10 protein-coding genes and 5 pseudogenes are annotated in these 16,304 nt (G+C 70.7%); 10 read left to right on the top strand and 5 right to left on the bottom strand.

The features are described 5' to 3' along the window. Positions 1–98: 98 nt before the first annotated feature. From ACGFQ9_RS22220 to ACGFQ9_RS22210, 3 genes and pseudogenes are all read left to right on the top strand, one after another. Positions 99–548, top strand: a pseudogene (locus ACGFQ9_RS22220) (IS5 family transposase); the annotation flags it as partial. A 124-nt stretch (positions 549–672) separates the two neighbouring features. Then, positions 673–1,182: a hypothetical protein gene (locus tag ACGFQ9_RS22215; RefSeq protein WP_393575848.1), complete on the top strand. Its 510-nt coding sequence runs from the start codon at positions 673–675 to the stop codon at positions 1,180–1,182. 37 nt (positions 1,183–1,219) lie between these two features. Next, positions 1,220–1,695 (top strand): annotated as a pseudogene (locus tag ACGFQ9_RS22210) (hypothetical protein). A gap of 439 nt (positions 1,696–2,134) precedes the next feature. Here the strand turns inward: ACGFQ9_RS22210 and ACGFQ9_RS22205 are convergent. Continuing rightward, positions 2,135–2,647, bottom strand: a complete 513-nt coding sequence (locus ACGFQ9_RS22205; RefSeq protein WP_393575847.1) for a hypothetical protein — start codon at positions 2,645–2,647, stop codon at positions 2,135–2,137. A 279-nt stretch (positions 2,648–2,926) separates the two neighbouring features. On the opposite strand from ACGFQ9_RS22205, the pseudogene ACGFQ9_RS22200 reads away from it, so the two are divergent. Both ACGFQ9_RS22200 and ACGFQ9_RS22195 read left to right on the top strand, forming a co-directional pair. Further along, positions 2,927–3,031 (top strand): annotated as a pseudogene (locus tag ACGFQ9_RS22200) (IS5/IS1182 family transposase); the annotation flags it as partial. 301 nt (positions 3,032–3,332) lie between these two features. Continuing rightward, a complete protein-coding gene (locus tag ACGFQ9_RS22195) occupies positions 3,333–4,199 on the top strand; it encodes a YncE family protein (RefSeq protein ID WP_393575846.1) in 867 nt (288 codons plus the stop codon). Between the two features lie 90 nt (positions 4,200–4,289). On the opposite strand, the pseudogene ACGFQ9_RS22190 reads toward ACGFQ9_RS22195, so the two are convergent. The 3 genes and pseudogenes from ACGFQ9_RS22190 to ACGFQ9_RS22180 form a co-directional block, all read right to left on the bottom strand. Continuing rightward, positions 4,290–5,118: pseudogene (locus tag ACGFQ9_RS22190) on the bottom strand (IS5 family transposase). Between the two features lie 45 nt (positions 5,119–5,163). Then, positions 5,164–6,189 (bottom strand): hypothetical protein, encoded by a 1,026-nt coding sequence (locus ACGFQ9_RS22185; RefSeq protein ID WP_393575845.1) that lies wholly within the window; start codon positions 6,187–6,189, stop codon positions 5,164–5,166. After that, positions 6,186–7,760 carry a PQQ-binding-like beta-propeller repeat protein gene (locus tag ACGFQ9_RS22180; protein ID WP_393575843.1) on the bottom strand — a complete coding sequence of 525 codons (1,575 nt, stop codon included), beginning with the start codon at positions 7,758–7,760 and terminating at the stop codon, positions 6,186–6,188. Before ACGFQ9_RS22180 ends, ACGFQ9_RS22185 begins: the two co-directional genes overlap by 4 nt. A gap of 182 nt (positions 7,761–7,942) precedes the next feature. On the opposite strand from ACGFQ9_RS22180, the pseudogene ACGFQ9_RS22175 reads away from it, so the two are divergent. From ACGFQ9_RS22175 to ACGFQ9_RS22155, 5 genes and pseudogenes are all read left to right on the top strand, one after another. Then, positions 7,943–8,458 (top strand): annotated as a pseudogene (locus ACGFQ9_RS22175) (hypothetical protein); the annotation flags it as partial. A gap of 66 nt (positions 8,459–8,524) precedes the next feature. After that, positions 8,525–9,967, top strand: coding sequence for a hypothetical protein (locus tag ACGFQ9_RS22170; RefSeq protein WP_393576004.1), 1,443 nt, complete (start codon positions 8,525–8,527; stop codon positions 9,965–9,967). After that, positions 9,964–11,415: a VWA domain-containing protein gene (locus ACGFQ9_RS22165; RefSeq protein ID WP_393575842.1), complete on the top strand. Its 1,452-nt coding sequence runs from the start codon at positions 9,964–9,966 to the stop codon at positions 11,413–11,415. Before ACGFQ9_RS22170 ends, ACGFQ9_RS22165 begins: the two co-directional genes overlap by 4 nt. A gap of 46 nt (positions 11,416–11,461) precedes the next feature. Then, a complete protein-coding gene (locus ACGFQ9_RS22160; RefSeq protein ID WP_393575841.1) occupies positions 11,462–12,583 on the top strand; it encodes an AAA family ATPase in 1,122 nt (373 codons plus the stop codon). Next, positions 12,580–15,399 (top strand): hypothetical protein, encoded by a 2,820-nt coding sequence (locus tag ACGFQ9_RS22155; RefSeq protein ID WP_393575840.1) that lies wholly within the window; start codon positions 12,580–12,582, stop codon positions 15,397–15,399. The genes ACGFQ9_RS22160 and ACGFQ9_RS22155 overlap by 4 nt, the downstream gene beginning before the upstream one ends. A 392-nt stretch (positions 15,400–15,791) precedes the next feature. Here ACGFQ9_RS22155 and ACGFQ9_RS22150 read toward each other — a convergent pair whose 3' ends face one another. Beyond that, positions 15,792–16,280 (bottom strand): hypothetical protein, encoded by a 489-nt coding sequence (locus ACGFQ9_RS22150; RefSeq protein WP_393575839.1) that lies wholly within the window; start codon positions 16,278–16,280, stop codon positions 15,792–15,794. Positions 16,281–16,304: the final 24 nt, after the last annotated feature.

Raw genomic sequence — 16,304 nt, 5'->3', positions numbered from 1 at the left:
CTGGTGTCGGTCGACTCCAGCATGGTCCGCGCCACTAGCACGCCGCCGGAGCCCGAAAAAGGGGGCCTCAGAACCCGGCACTCGGACGGTCCCGAGGCGGACTGACCAGCAAAATCCACCTCGCCTGCGACGGAGCGGGCCGACCTCTCGCCTTCGTGCTGACCGGCGGGAACACCAACGACTGCACCCAGTTCACCACCGTGATGGACGCGATAAGGGTCCCCCAAATCGGGCCCGGCCGGCCCCGGATCAGGCCCGATCACGTCATCGGCGACAAGGGCTACAGCTCCAAGGCGATCCGGACCTGGCTGCGGCACCGGGGCATCGCCCACACCATCCCCAAGCGGTCCGACCAGGTCCGCAACCGGACCCGGCGAGGCAGCCGAGGAGGCCGCCCGCCGGCCTTCGACCGCAAGATCCACAAGCACCGCAACGTCGTGGAACGGTGCTTCAACCGGCTCAAGCAGTGGCGCGGCATCGCGACCAGGTATGACAAGACCGCCCAGTCCTACAAAGCAGCCGTCACCCTCGCATCGCTCCTGATGTAGGCGTGGCACTTTGACGACATCTCCTAGCGCCGTCCTCCTGGTCCTCGCCCTCCCCGCCGGCTCCGACGATCCGCCCGTCCGCGTTGCGGCGTAGGTGGACCTTGCGCTTCCCGCTGGTAACGGCGTGGGAAGCGAGCTGTTCGACCAGGTGCTCATCGTGAGAACGCAGGCCTTGGAGGACGGCTACAAGAGGCTTGAAGCTCGCGGAGGCGACCATGTCGGTGGGGTCCTCGCCCGGCTCCAGGAACACGGGCACGATGATGCGTGCGATCTTCGTGGTGCCGCCCTTGTTGAGGCGGAGGGCGCGGCCGATGTCGGCCCCGAGAAGGTCGCCGGGGTACGGGTGGCCTGCGGGGCAAAGCTGGGGGTGGCGGACTGGGTGCTGTCCGCCGACACTGACGCCCTCGCCGGCTTCACCGAGAAGAGCCGCGCGCTCATTGTGCTCGACCTGGCCGCCGGTCACCTCGCCGCCGGGCGCATCAAGGCCGCGTTTGCGCTCACCGGGCGAGCAGTGGAGACCGGCCTTCACCTACCGGTCGGGCCGAATCGTCGACCGGGCCCGGGCCATACGCCGCTCGCTCACACTCACCTCCCCGCCAAAGGTGGTGCGGCAGTTCGACCAGCAGTTGCATGACGTGTACCTGTGACATCACCGAGAGAAGGGGCTGAACATGCGAGTGGGAATCACCGGACACCGGGGACTGAGCACCGATGTGGAAGACCGCGTGCGCGCGCTGCTCGCCGATGCGGTCGCCGGATACGACCCGGCCGAACTGGTTGGAGTCTCATGCATCGCGGACGGACCCGACGCCTGGTGGGCCGAGACCGTCCTGGCCCACGGCGGCCGGATCGAAGTCGTCATACCGGCCGAGGAGTACCGCCAGGACTTGCCCGAGTGGCACCGGCCGGTCTACGACCGGCTGCACGCCGCAGCCGCCGAAGTCCACCACACCGGCATGACCGCATCGGACTCCGCCGCGCACATGGCCGGCAGCGAGGTCCTCGTCGGCCTGTCGGATGTCACCTGCTCGCCGTCTGGGACGGCAAGCCCGCACGAGGGTTCGGCGGCACCGCCGACGTCGTCGCCTACGCCGAACGCACTGGTATCCCCGTACGCGTGCTGTGGCCCGACGGGGCGTCCCGGTAACGCTTGGCTTCCTGAAGGATGGCCCTGGCGGGGCTGGGAGGTCCGCCTCCAAGCCGCCCTCCCGGCGTCGACCGCACCGCCCCCCGTACGCCTCGGTGTATGGGGGTTCTCATGCCTACCAACAGGTTCTGGCCTGTCAGCAGGATGATCTCCCTCGGTATGCGAAGGGAGGCCGCTTCTTCTTCGTCTTGGATCATCTCGCCACTGCGACGAGGTCTTCGAGAGCCTGGCGTTGGGCGGCGTCGCTGGTGTCGATGCCGCCGCCGACCCAGACGCGCAGGACGATCTCTGCCTCGACGGGCCGCCGCCGCTGGTGTGAACGGGCTCGGTTGTGACACCGGATGAGCGTCAGCCAGGCAGAGGATGTCTTGCCGCCACGAAGCGCCTATCTGAAGACGGCTTGGCTGCAATGAGCCTGACTGTCCACACCTCGGTTCCGTTACTTTGCTTCGGATCTGCTGCAGCCATACTTCTTGTGTTCGTACCAGTGCTTACCCAACAAGGACGCTCGGCAATTGGGGCACGTTGTGTCTTGCACAGGGTTGACGCGGATCACGGCCATTTCTTGGAGGTCGAATACTGCTTGAACGGCTTCCTTGCCGTGTTCCTGCACTCCCTCCTGCATGAACTCAAATGCGCCGTAGACGCCGCCGCACTGGCACTCGATGCGGTTTGAGTAAGCGACGTCAATACCTTCGAGACCCAGCTCTGTCCTGATCCGTTCCTTCTCCTCGGCTGAGACAGGCTCAAGGCCCGAGTCTTTGACTAGCCTCGGAGTCCAGTACCAACAGCTCCAGGCTTTAAAGACACGCAGATTGACGTAGAAGGTCGCGGTTCTTCCAGTCCTGGTGGCGTCCTGCACTGCGGCCAAAATGATCGAATCCTCCGCCGTCATCACCGTCTTTCCGCTGCGCACAATCGACTCCAGCGCAGCCAGTGAGGACTTTTCCATTTCAGGACCTCCATAGGAGCGGGGTGTAGCCGTCGCACGAGTGTGGCGGCGCCTCAACGTTCCAGCGCCTGTGTACATCCTGCAACTGGGGTGATCCGATTGGGTCCCCGACCGTTGGATGCCGAGTTGGCTGCTCAGCGGTCGGCCGTGGGCTGTGCGGTGGGAGTGGCGGGGCGCGGGCCGGCGCCCAGGACACTGAACCTCTTTCAACCTGTCTCTGAGGGGTGAAAGCACTGGTCAGCGGAGTGGTGGTGACATGGCGAAGCCCCTGTCGTTGGTGTGGTGATTCCACTCATCACATCGACGTCAGGGGCTTCGTTGGTCCCCTATCCTGCCATGCTTGACGTCCCGTACGCGCTGGTTGAGCACGTCTCCTGGCTGCTTTAAAAGGCCTCAGCCTGCTCCCCGTCCCCAAGGCTGGAAAACTTCTGGGACCTCCTCGCGGGCGGCGCAGGCTGTATCGGCGCGACGACGACACCGCCGAGCAGCGTTCGTTCAGGGTGCGATGCCTTCCTCAGTGGGTGATTCTTGATGAGAGCCAAGAAGCAAGGCACTGCTACATTGCGGAGTTGAATGGTTCATGCCTCAAGATCCCACGGCAGAGCCGGCCACGATACCGGTGACCGGGCGGCCTTTCAGGATAGCGATCACTCCGGACGGATGCCTAGCCTACGTGACAACGTCTGTGGACCTCTCCGACAAGGACCGCCTGAGTGTGATCGATACGGCGTCCGGCGCGGTCATCACCGAAATCGACGTCGACGGCTTCGGTCTCGGAAATGATGTGGCCGTCACCCCGGACGGGCGCCACGTCTATGTGACCACGCTCAGGCACGTGACGGTGGTCGACATCGCCACGAACCAGGTGGTCGCCAAGATCCGTGCTGACAACCCTTTCCCATCCGTGAATGGCGTTGCACTCGCTCCGGATGGGCGCGAGGCTTACGCACTGGTCTCTCATGGTGGCAGCCCTTCGGGTGAGGTGTCCGTCATCGACACGGCATCCTTGACAATCACCGCCAGAATCACTTTGCCTTCGGACCCGAGCGGAGTGGAGATCACCCCAGACGGCCGCCGCGCCTACGTGAGCTTCTTCGATGGCAGTCCGGTCGTAATCAACCTCGCCACCCACACAGTGGACACATTGCCTTTTTCGCGCCTTGACGCGATGGCGATCACACCGGACAGTAAACGTGCCTACGTGCCCTTGGACGGCAGCGAAGTTCTGTCGGTAATCGACCTGGCGACCCATAAAGTGACGGGGTTCGTCTTCGACATCACCATGATGGGTCCCATCAGAGACGTGGTCATCACGCCAGACGGGCGCCGCCTCTACGTGGCACAAGGTGGAAGCAAGCCCAGCGCCGATCACAACGTCGTGGTATTCGACACCACCACGCACAAAGTCACCTGCTGCCCCGCCTCATGGTCCGCCGCCCAGCCCCAGACGATGGCTATCGCCGCGGACGGCAAGCGCGCCTATGTGACCGACCGGCACCGCCGCGCGGTCTTCGTCGTCCCGGTTCCCGAAAGCCCGCCAGCACCGGGCTGACCTGCGGCCCGGGCTGAGATTCACGGCCGGCCTCGTGGCAGCCGACGGACCCTTGCATCGCCAACGCCGCTAGGAGTTGTCGTCAAAGTGTCAGGCCCACATCAGGAGCGATGCGAGGGTGACAGCTGCTTGGTAGGACTGGGCGGTCTTGTCATACCTGGTCGCGATGCCGCGCCACTGCTTGAGCCGGTTGAAGGACCGTTCCACCACGTTGCGGTGCTTGTAGACCTGCTTGTTGAAGGCAGGCGGCCGACCGCCCCGGCTGCCTCGCCGGATCCGGTTGCGGACTTGATCGGACCGTTCCGGGATCGTGTGCGTGATGCCGTGGCGCCGCAGCCAGGTACGGATGGCCTTCGAACTGTAGCCCTTGTCGCCGATGACGTGGTCAGGCCTGATGCGCGGTCGGCCCGGCCCGATCCGGGGAACTCGTATCGCGTCCATCACCGTGGTGAACTGGGTGCAGTCGTTGGTGTTCCCGCCGGTCAGAGTGAAGGCGAGAGGTCGGCCCGCTCCGTCGCAGGCGAGTGGATCTTGCTGGTCAGTCCGCCTCTGGAACGGCCGAGGGCCGGGCTGCGGTGCCCCCTTTTCGGGCGCCGGCCGCGTGCTGGTGGGCGCGGACGATAGTGGAGTCGACCGACACCAGCCACTCGATGTCTCCTGCCGCATCGGCCTTCGCCTGCGCGGCCTGGAGCATCCGGTCGAACGTGCCGTCCGCCGCCCACCTGCGAAATCGTGTGTGGAGGCTGGTCCAGGAGCCGTACCGGTCGGGCACGTCCCGCCAGGCGACCCCGGTGCGGAACTTCCACACGATCCCGTTGAGGACCGTGCGGTCGTCCAGCCGCGGCCGCCCCAGCACAGGCCGGGGCAGCAGCGGCCGCATGAGTTCCCACTCGGCATCGGACAGTTCATGGCGGCGTATCACCCCTCCATGATCCACAATCCAAGATCACTTTGACGACAAGCTCTAGGGCAGCAACGGGTGCGGGGAGGGGGTGCCGGCCAGGCGGACCGTGCTCAGGATCTTCATGATCGTTTCGTCGGTGACGGCGCCGGGCACGCCGGTCCGGCCGTAGAAGTCCCAGGCCACGAAGTCGCCTTTGGAGTTCTTGAAGCCGAAGGCGACGGCCTGGCCGTCGCCGGCGCACTTGTGGGTGCGCCGGACGCCTTCCGAACGGGCCTTCACATAGCTGCCCCGCACACCGGACTTGGTGGTGTACGGGACCGGGTCGTCCCACTTCACGGCCGACTTGTCTGGCTGGGCGTAGGCGCCGTAGACCCAGGCCGTGGCGGTCTTCCGGGCGACGTCGTCGGTGTCCGTGGCACCGTCGGCCCCCTTGCTGCCGGCCGATGCGAGCGTGAAGTCGCTGATCATGCCGTCGCCGTTCGAGTCGACGCTGCACCACTTGGACTTGTGGAAGGCGGGCGCGGTGTGCCCGATGATCACCTTCTTCGGGTCGGCGCGGTCCTCGTAGCCGCTGAACACGGTGGGGGCGGCGACCTCCCAGTCGGGCGGGACGTCGAAGGCGGTGCCGTGCTGTGGGTTGACCACGGTCTTCCAGCCCGCGATCGACGGCTTGGAGGGGTCGGCGGCGGACGGCGCGGGACTGCTGCCGCCCGCCGCCCGGCCGCCGCCCGCCTCGTCGGTCAGGACCACGGCGGCAGTGACCACGGCGGTGACGAGCACCGCTGCCGCGGAACAGACCGCCACCAGGGTGGTCCGCCTGCCGGTGCCGTTCCGCGGCCGAGGCGGTGGGGGCGGCGTCGGCGGAGCCGGAGACGGCAGGGGCAGTGGCGGCGGTGGCGGTGGCGGTGGCGGTGGCGGACCGAAGGAGCCGGCTGTCGGGGGCTGCCCGTACGGGGTGTCCTGGTACGGGGTGTTCTGGTACGGGGGTTGCCCGTACGGCTGCTCCCCGTACGGCTGCTGTCCGTACGGCTGCTGTCCGTACGGCTGCGGCTGCGGGCCGGGCTGAGGGGGCTGCTGTCCTGTCATGACTGCCTGCCGAAGGAGAGGAGGGCGTGGTCCACCTTTTTGGCCTCGGGGCTGGTCACGCTGCCCTTCAGCAGGAACAGCCGTCCCTCCGACCAGGCGACCCGCACGTGGAACGGGTAGAAGACGGCCTCGGCTCCCGCTGCGGCCGCCGGACTCTGCAGCACCACCTGCGGGGCGCCGCCGGCCGTCGGGAGCGTGGCGACGGCGGCCGCCTGGCCCGTGGCGGGTGCGAGGTAGACGGTGACCTTGCCGTCGGCGACGGCCAGCGGCCACATGGCGCGCCCCTTGGGGGCGGCCGCACGCCACTTCTCCTGCCCGGTGTTCAGGTCGACGGCGACGACCTCGTCGGTGGTGTCGATGCCTAGTTCACGTCCCGCCTTGCCGGCCGCGAGGTAGAGCGTGTCGGCGTCGGCAGCCGCGGCGTGGCAGTAGTGCAGGCCGTTGGTCCCGTCTCCCCAGCCGTTGCACCGGCCGGTGACCCCGAACTTCGGCTCGGTCCGGGAACGGACCTTGCCGTCGGGGGCGAACGCCGTGATGCTCCAGACCTTCTGCCCGCTGTGGTACGCGGCGACCACCAGGGGGTCCACGGACAGGGCCCGGCCGATGGTCCAGCCCTTCTCGTACCGGTGGCTCCACTTGGGGGCGCCGGTCAGCGGGTCCGCTTCCTCGATCATGGCCTGCAGGCCGCCGCCGGGTCTGTCCGGCTCGGGGCAGCCCCGCAGCACGAGCAGCCTGGCGCCCCCGCCGACGCCCGTGGGGAAGCAGTTGCCGGTCTTCGACGTGCCGAACAGCTTCCTCCCGTCGGTCACGGAGAAACCGCTCATCACGGCCGAGCGGGCCGCGGCGACGGTGTCCCCCGAGATCGCCAGCTGGAGTTCGAGGGACCGGTCCGCAGGGTTCTCCTGTGGCACCTCGGTCTTCCAGCCGGTCTTGCCGGTGGTGAGGTCGATCTGCTGGAGGTGGGTGCAGTGGGCTCCCTTGGACGTGCTCTCCAGGACCGCGACGACCAGTTTCCCGCCCGCGGCCGGGGCCTGCGGGACTCCGCACATCGGAGTCTCCAGGGAGACCTTCCACTTCTCCTTGCCGTCGGTGACCGCGTGGGCGACGACCTCCCGGTACATCGCCCTGACCACCGCGTCGCCGACCCGCCACGGGCCGTGCTGCGTGGCACCCGAACGGGTCAGTTCGGTCCGGTTGGCGACCACCCAGACCGGTGCCTCGCCCGCCTTGATTCCGGCGTTGGGGTCGTAGGTCTCCGGGCCGCCGCCGGGTCCGTCGCCGTCGCCCTTGTCGACCGACGGGGTGGCGGACGGTGTGGCCGGATCCGAACCCTGGGCGGTGGGCTTTCCGGCGGTGTCACGGCCGTCGTCGCCGGCCAGGGTCGCGGCGTACACGCCCCCTCCGACGAGCAGCACGGCCGCGACCACCGCCGCGATCAGCACCGCGGGGCGGCGGGCCGGCGGCCGGCTCCTTCCCCCGGGGTCGAACGCCGGGGGCGGCGGCCCGAACCCGGGCACGCCGTGCCCTGGTCCGCCCGGGTCTCTCTGTTCACCGAAGTCACGACCGGTCATGAGGGAAGTGTGGCCCGTGAGACATGCCTTCTGGAATCTTTTTTTAGACCTTTTCTTTAGTTTCCGAACATCGGGTCCGGTCCCGCCGAGGTGCCCGGTGCACAGCCCGGACGGCGTTGTCAGTGGTCGCCCCTATGTTCGTTCATGTTCCGCCGGTGCGGCACTGAAGTGCTGTTTTGTGCATGGGAGATGGTGCGTTGTCAGATTGGGAGAGGTCGAGCACGGCGCGGGTGACGGCGCCCGCCCGGCCGCGCAAACTCGCCAAGGTTCCGTTCGTCGAGCTGGCCGACGGACGTCTTCAGGGTGTGGTGTCCAGCGGCTCGGACATCGGCCGGGTCTACGTCTCGTCGGTCGAGGCCGGTACGTACGCCTTCGCGTGCAGCACCAACAACAACCGGCCGTGCGGCGGCGCCCGCGGGTCGTTCTGCAACCACATCCGGGCCCTGGTCAACGAGGCGGTGCTGCAGTACGGCGCCGGGCGTGTCGCCCGGTACCTGAAGGCGGAGCCGGCCGACGGGGAGCCGAGTGCCGCGGGCATCACCGCCGAGATGACCGCGGCACGCCCGCCGCAGGCGGCCGGCAAGCCCGCCGCTCAGGTCTTCAGCCGGTTCCTGCGGCACCTGTCCTATCTGGAACTGGCCCCGTCCACGGCGCCGTTGCCGGAGATGCAGTGGTTCCCGCCGACCCGGGCAGCGGCCCCGGGTGTCCCCCGGGTCGCGTCCGAACCGGGCGCAGGGGAGGAGACGGGGCTCTCGGCCGGACCCGTGGAGGGACATGCCGGGGGGCTCGCCGAAGGGCTTGACGAGGGTCTTGACGAGGCGCTGGAGGCCGTCGACGGCTTCGACCGGGCGCTGACCGCCGGCCTGCTGCGGCCGCGGGCCGGGGAGGCGGCGGGCCTGGCCGCGCTCGCCGACGCGGTCGCGGGGACACCGCTGGCCGCGCGGGTGGCCGAGGCCGCCGGAAAGGCCGCGGCGGGAGCCGCGGGCGAGGACCACTTCCTCGCGCTCGCCGCCGCGCGTACGGCGCTGCTCGGCTCCGTGCACGACGCGCTGGCGGTCCGGGCCGCGGAGACGGCCGGACGGCCCGCGGGTGCGGAGGACTCCCTCCCCGTGCCGGTGCCCGGGACCGGGGTGAACGTGCTGGCCGCGGCCCGGTCCTGGCTGTCCGACCTGGCGCGCTGCGGGTGGCGGGGCATCGACCACGAGGTGGTGTCCGGGGCGGCTCCGGTGGTGTCCGCGATGCTGCCCGAACCGGCGCTGCGGCGGCTGGCCACGCTGCTCGACGGTTTCGCGGCCGAGCTCGCCGCGTCCTGCCCCGGGGCGTCCCTGGAGCGGGTGCCGGTGCGCCGCTGGGCGGACCTGTGGTCGCGGGCGATGCTGCTGACCGTGCCCGGCGCGGCCGGGCCGGACGTCACCGGTACGGCCACGGGCCGCCTGCTGCCCCTGGGCGTCGACCTGCAGGAGCACCCGACCGCCGCACAGGCCCAGGTCCACGCCGTGTTCGAGCCCGCGGACGGTTCCGCGTCCCGGGTGGTGCGCGCCGGGGTGTCGGTGCCGAAGCCGGACACCGTCGTCGGGGCGGGTGTCTGGCAGCTGCTCCGCCCCCACCTGTCGCTGCTGGCCGCCGTCGGTGAGGGGCGTTCGATGGAGCTCACCGGAATGCCGGTCACCGCCGAGGGCGACCTGGTCTGGAGTGATGAGCACGCCCGTCCGGGCGAGCCCGTCGACGCGTTCGCCACGGCCCGGGTGGCACTGCCGGGCGCGACCGCCGCGGCGACCGCTCCCCTGGACCGGCATCCGGCCCGGATCGCCGTGCCCGTCTTCCTGGAGGGGTACGCCGTCAGGCGGGCCACGGGCGCGGGCGGGCACGGCGACGCCGGCGCGGCAGAGGGCGAGGAGGCTCTGGTGTTCACCGTGGCCGGGCAACCGCTGGCGGTGGACACGGACCGGATTCCGGTCGCGGGCCCGCTCACACCGGCGGCGGTCGCCGCGTCCGGTGCCTGCATCGGGCTGCTGCGCTGGGACGCAGGGGCGTTCCGCGTCCAGCCCCTGGCGGTGGAGGCGACCGTGCGGAGGAAGGCGGTCGCGGTGCACGCGGGCGGCTGGGCCGGGGGCACTGCGGACAAGGCCGGGGTGAAGGCCGAGAAGGCCGCCACCGACGCCGTGGCCGTGCTGCGGGAGCGGGCGGGAAGGCTGCTGCGGAAATGACGGAGAACGAGAACGTGCCGGGCACCGTGGCGAACGGCCCGGCCGGGGCGGCCGACCCCCACGACAACCGCCGGCAGGTGCTGTACTGGCGGCTCCTGGCCCGTCTCTTCGACCACGAGGAGCAGGCCCCGCTGGAATCCGCGAGCCTCGCGGTCGTCGAGGACATCGGTCTGCCGGCCGCGCTGCTGGACCCGAACGCCTCCGTGGACTCGGTCGTGCAGCGGCACCCGGAGCTGGCCGCCGAGTTCGACGGACTGATGGCGCCCGCACCTGAGGAGGACGGTGCCCGTGACCGGGCCGCGGAGGTGCGCCGCGCCGCACTGGTGTCGAAGGTGCTGCTCAACGTGTACGCCTCCGGCTCCGGCCCGGTCTCCGCGGGGCAGCTGGCGCGCTGGCAGTCCGACGCGGACTGGCTGGAGCGTGCGCTCGGCTGCCGGCCCGGCGAGCTCCGCGGCGGGCGCGGAGCGGGGCAGGCCGCGGGGCGCACCGCAGGCCGCGGGGCCGGGCCCACCGGCACCGGCGGCCGGGGCGCCGGCCCGGACCTCAGCCGGCTGATCCCGGCCATCGGCCCCGAACTCGGCGCCATCGAGGCCGGCCTGGTGAAGCGGATGCGCCTGCGCGAGGTCCTGGCAGACCCCGCGCTCGCCGCGCGGCTCACCCCGAGCATGTCGCTGATCGAACAGCTGCTGCGGGACAAGGACAACCTGTCGGGCGTGGCCCTGGCGAACGCCAAGTCCCTGATCCGCCGCTTCGTCGACGAGGTGGCGGAGGTGCTGCGCACCCAGGTGGAGAAGGCCACCGTGGGAGCGCTGGACCGGTCGGTGCCGCCCAAGCGGGTGTTCCGCAACCTCGACCTCGACCGCACCATCTGGAAGAACCTCACCAACTGGAGCCCGGAGGAGGAGCGGTTGTACGTCGACCGCCTCTACTACCGGCACACCGCACGCAAGACCACGCCCCAGCGGCTGATCGTGGTCGTGGACCAGTCGGGCTCGATGGTCGACTCGATGGTGAACTGCACCATCCTGGCGTCGATCTTCGCCGGGCTGCCGAAGGTGGACGTCCACCTGATCGCGTACGACACGCAGGCGCTCGACCTCACGCCCTGGGTGCACGACCCGTTCGAGACGCTGCTGCGCACCAATCTGGGCGGTGGCACCGACGGGACGGTCGCGATGGCCCTGGCCCAGCCGAAGATCGCCGAGCCGCGCAACACCGTGGTGGTGTGGATCTCCGACTTCTACGAATGGCAGTCCGAGAAGCTGTTCGAGAGCATGGCGGCCGTCCACCGCTCCGGGGCGAAGTTCATCCCCGTCGGGTCCGTCACCAGCTCCGGCCGCGGCAGCGTCAACCCGTGGTTCCGGGAGCGCTTCAAGGACCTGGGTACGCCGGTGCTCTCCGGACACATCCGCAAGCTCGTGCACGAGCTCAAGTCCTTCCTCGCCTAAACCTCTTCTTCTTCCTCTTCCTGTTCTTCTTCGGAAAGGCCCTTCCATGTCCGATCTGCTGCGCGCACCCGCCGAGATCAAGTACGCCGAGGAGCTGGACTGGCTGGAGTCCGTCGACGACGGCCCCAAGCCCTTCTCCTGGCGCCTCTCCCCCAAGATGGTCCGCCTGTTCATCCTGGGCTCCGAGCGCTCCGACGGCCTGGACCGCGAGATCTCGCAGAAGTGGTTCGGCGACCGCAGTTTCGTCGAGCGTTCGATCGTCACCCTCGCCTCCGACCGGGGGCTGCTGCTGATCGGCGACCCGGGCACCGGCAAGAGCTGGCTCGCGGAGCTGCTGGCCGCCGCGATCTCCCGCAACTCCACGCAGGTGGTGCAGGGCACGGCCGGCACCACCGAGGACCACATCAAGTACTCGTGGAACGTGTCCATGGTGATCGCCAAGGGGCAGTCCAGGGAGTCGATGATCCCCTCGCCGATCATGAACGCGATGGAGACCGGTACGATCGGCCGCTTCGAGGAGCTCACCCGCTCGACCAGCGACGTCCAGGACGCGCTGATCTCGATCCTCTCCGAGAAGTACGTCTCCGTGCCCGAGCTCGACGGGGAGGGCGGGGACAACATCGTCTTCGCCAAGCCCGGATTCTCGGTCATCGCCACCGCCAACAGCCGTGACCGGGGCGTCAACGACCTGTCCTCGGCGCTCAAGCGGCGCTTCAACTTCGTGCGCATCCCGGTGGTGACGGACAAGAAGAGCGAGGCGGAGATCGTCCGGTTCCGCACCGAGGAGCTGCTGCGCCGCCACCGGATCGAGCTGGACCTACCGCCGACCCTGCTGGACGTGCTGCTGCAGAGCTTCGCCGACCTGCGCGCCTCGTCGGCCGCGGCCGGCAGCGACGACGAGAAGCTGGAGTCGGCGCTGTCCACCGCCGAACAGATCGGCGTGCTCGAGGACGCGATCCTGCACGGCACCTTCTTCGGCGAACGCGCCCTGACGGCCCGTACGCTCGCGTCCTCGCTGGTCGGTTCGCTGGCCCGGCGCGAGCCGGAGGACCTGGCCATCCTGAACAAGTACCTGCACGGGGTCGTCGAGCCGCGCAGCAAGGAGGAGGGCGGCTGCTGGCCGGAGTTCCTGGAGGGCGGCCGCGACGCGATCGCCACGCTGTCGTGAGCGGCGGTCACAAGGGGTCCTTCGAGGCGCTGCGCGGCCGGCTGCAGGAGGCGGCCGCGGCCTTCGCCGACGGGCCCGCCGCGCTGGAGGGCATCCTGCTCGGCATCGTCGACGACGTCGACCGGGCGGTGCGCGAGCCGCTGGAGATCTTCCCCGTCTGCCACCACTCCCCCGCCTCGGCGCTCGCCATGGCCCGCCGCCTGCGGGAGAAGCAGCCGAAGGTGGTGTACCTGGAGCTGTGCGAGGACATGGCTCCGCTGCTGACCGAGCTGCGCAACTGCCGGCTGCCGGTGGCCGTCCAGGCGTTCGCGACCGAGACGGCCGGCTTCCCCGCCGAGTGGGCACCGCTGTCGGTGGTCGCCCCGGTCACCGAGGCGTCGGCGGAGTACCAGGCGATCGCGTACGCCCTGGACACGCCGGGGGTCGAGCTGGTCCTCGTCGACCGCTCCTCGGACCACGTCTTCCAGTGGGACGCGCGCGGGACCGGCTCCGGCGCACACACCGGTCCGGACACCCCGCCCGACGGGGAGGACTCCGCGCTGCACGGCGACGCGGTCGGCGTGGAGATCGGCGACCTGCGCCCGCGGTTCGCCGAACTGGAGGAGCACCTGCTGCGGCACGGCCGGGTGCGGCACTGGTCGGAGTGGTGGCACCAGTACGTCGAACTGCCGCTCGGCGACGCCGACCACGACGCCTACCGCCAGGTCATGCTGCTGATCGGCAGCCTGTTCCGGCGCCTGGCGCCCGGCGATCCGCACCGGGTGCGGGTGGACGAGGACCGCGAGCGCTACATGTGGACCAGGATGCGCGAGCACCTGGCCGCGACCGGTGCCGACCCCGCGGACTGCATCTACGTGTGCGGTGCCTTCCACGCGGCCAGCCGCGTCGCGGAGTTCGGGGTGCACGGCGCCGACACGTTCGAGATCGGGCCTCGGACGGCGACCACGTGGCAGCACGGTCTGATCCCGTCGAGCCATGCGGCGATCGAGGCGCAGTTCGGCCTGGCGGCCGGGTCCGTGTCGATCGCCGCGTCGGAGTGGGCCAAGCAGCTGAAGCGGACCCGGGTGGAGCCGTACCGGCTGGCCGGGCAGGCGGGTGCGAAGAAGCCGAAGGCCGGCGGGCGGGCCCGTGCCGTGCCCGCCGCTGCCGCCGCCGCGGAGGCGGAGGCGGGGGTGCCGGCGGACCGGCTGACCGGCTTCCTCCAACGGCCCCCCGTCCTCGACCGGCTGGACGAGTCCGAACTGCTCGGCTGGTCGGTGGAGGTCGTGCGGGCGGCCCGGCGCAACGGGTACCTGGCCTCGACGGCGGACGCCATCGCCGTGTTCGAGACGTCGATCCTGCTGGCGGGAATGCGGGACCGGGCCAAGCCCACCCCGTACGACTTCCAGGACGCGGCGGTGACCTGCATCGAGAAGGACTCCGTGCCCGGACGGCGCGACGTGCGCCGGCTCGTGGAGATCATGATGGGCGGTGACCGGACCGGCCAGGTCGGGTACGACGCCCTGCCTCCGCTGGCACGGGACGTACACGACCGGCTGGCTCCGCTCGGCCTGAAACTCCAGCAGCGCGGTGTGCAGCGGGCGCTGCTGGACATCGCCTCCCGGCCTGAACTGGAGCGGTGTTCCGACGTGCTGTGGATGCTGCGGTACCTGCTGCCGCAGGGTGCCGCCCGGACGGTCATGGGCGAACGGCGGCTCGGCGAGCGGCCGATCCAGGAATCCTGGGACCTGTCGCTGGGCACCCACCAGCGGGCGCTGATCGAGCTGGGTTACGAGGGCGTCAGCATCGAGCAGGTCCTGGAACAGCGGCTGCGGCGCACGGCGTACGCGCCGCAGGCCACGGCGGCGACGGTGCTGGAGGCCGTGGAGGACGCGACCCTGTACCTGGGCAGCCGCCGGCTCGCGGACGAGCTGGGCGTGCGGGCGCTGGAGGTGCTGTCGGCCGAGCGGAACGTCGACGGGGCGCCGGAGGTGCTGCGCCGGGTGCGTCGGCTGCTCGCGTTCTACCGCACCAGCGAGCCGGTGCTGCCGTCGTGGATCGAGTCCTTCGTGAAGACGGGGTACGCGCACTACTGCACGCTGCTGCCCACGGTGTTCACCGACGAGGACGCGACGCTCCGCCAGGTCGCGGCGACGCTGGGGTTCCTGTTCGGCATGGAGGGCCTGGCGCTGTCCCTCGGCTGCGACCGGACGCAGCTGGAGCTGGCGGTGGCTCAGTCGCATCCGGAGGACCCGGCGAAGACGGCACTGCTGTGGGCGGCCCGGACCCACCTGGGGCGGCTGTCGCGCGCGGAGCTCCGGGCCATGTGCGACGAACTGCTGGGCAATCCGCTGGTGGTGCCCGCCTACCCGCGCTACCTGAGCGGGTTCGTGCAGGCGCTGGAACCGGTGCCGGGGCTCGCCGACTTCGTGGTGGAAGCCGTGTCGAACGCCTTCGGGCGACTGCCCGACCCGGTGCTGCTGCCGTGGCTGCCGACCTTGATCGGCACGCTCCGGGCGGGTGGCGCGGACCTGGCGCCGCTGCTGGTCCGGGAGGCGGGGCGGATCTTCCCGGCGCGGCTCGCGGAGCTGGACGCGTGGGTGCCGCCGTGGCGGGAGCCGGCCGGTCCCGAGCACGTACGTCCGGCACGGCGCGCCGAGCGCGGCCCGGCGGGCGCGCTGCTCGCCGCCCATCCGGCGGCATGTGACGCGGTGGCGGCACTGCTGGGCTGTGAGGGCTCCTGGGAGCCGTCCGGCGGCGACCCTGCGGGAGCAGCGCTCCTGACCGCGCATCCGGCGACGGCCGAGGCGCTGGGGGCGCTGCTGGCGGGGGTCTGAACACGCCGGCCCGACGGCGGCGCCGGTGCAGTGCCGGAGCGGCGCCAGAGCGGCGCCGGAGGAATGCCGGTGCAGTGCCGGAGCTGTGCCGGAGGAGTGCCGGAGCCGCGGTTCCGGAGTGGCGCCGGAGCACGCGGGGTGCCGCGGCCACCCCTGAGGTGGCGCAGCGGTCCGGGAGTACCTCGGCCGGCCGCGCGGGCGGAGGGCCCGGCCGCGCTCGCGGTGAAGGCGGCCGACGGCACCGGCCCCCTCCGTTCCCCGCGCCGCCGAGCCCCGCGCCGCCGCGCCCTGCCCTGACCGCAGTCGGTCAGTCGGCCCCGCCCCGGCGCACTCCCACCGGCGGCAGGCTGCCGTACCGGCCGGCCCGCCGCCGGGACGTACGGGGACTGCGGTCAGCGGGCCTTGAAGGGGTGGCCGCCGGCCGGGCCCGGGAGGACACCGGCTTCGGCCGCCGCCAGGATCGCGTCCGCCTGGGCCTTGGTCAGTTTGCCGTCCTTGACGGCCTGGTCGAGGCGCTCGGAGAGCCTCTCCCGGATTTCGGCCGGGTCCGGACGCCGCATGTCGCGGCGGTCCTTCGGAAGCGCCTCACGCCCCTCGGCGCCCTTCTTGTGTTCCTCGCGCTGCGCGGCCCGGAACTTCTCCAGGGACTTGGTCACCTTCTCCACGGGAACACCGAGGTCCTTGGCGAGCGACTCGGCCAGCTCCTTCTGCCGCTGCTCGTGCCGTTCGGCGGCCTTCTCCTTCTTCGGGACCGGCTGGGCCTCCGAGGCGGCCGCCGGCTTTCCGGAGTCCTCGGCGAAGGCCATGGCCGGGAAGACCAGGCCGACACCGGCCAGGGCCGCGCCGACGGCGATCCCCGCGCGCTTGCGGACGTTGTTCATGGACACCCTCCGTGCTCTCGACCG

The sequence above is a fragment of the Streptomyces sp. NPDC048603 genome (genome assembly GCF_043199475.1).
Classification (GTDB): domain Bacteria; phylum Actinomycetota; class Actinomycetes; order Streptomycetales; family Streptomycetaceae; genus Streptomyces.
Note: the sequence above shows the minus strand (reverse complement) of the source record. Positions and strands in the feature narration are given on the sequence as shown.

Coding starts and splice junctions, on each gene's coding strand:
- ACGFQ9_RS22205 (WP_393575847.1), bottom strand. CDS start 2,647: ATGGAAAAGTCCTCACTGGCTGCGCTGGAGTCGATTGTGCGCAGCGGA.
- ACGFQ9_RS22185 (WP_393575845.1), bottom strand. CDS start 6,189: ATGACAGGACAGCAGCCCCCTCAGCCCGGCCCGCAGCCGCAGCCGTAC.
- ACGFQ9_RS22180 (WP_393575843.1), bottom strand. CDS start 7,760: ATGACCGGTCGTGACTTCGGTGAACAGAGAGACCCGGGCGGACCAGGG.
- ACGFQ9_RS22165 (WP_393575842.1), top strand. CDS start 9,964: ATGACGGAGAACGAGAACGTGCCGGGCACCGTGGCGAACGGCCCGGCC.
- ACGFQ9_RS22160 (WP_393575841.1), top strand. CDS start 11,462: ATGTCCGATCTGCTGCGCGCACCCGCCGAGATCAAGTACGCCGAGGAG.
- ACGFQ9_RS22150 (WP_393575839.1), bottom strand. CDS start 16,280: ATGAACAACGTCCGCAAGCGCGCGGGGATCGCCGTCGGCGCGGCCCTG.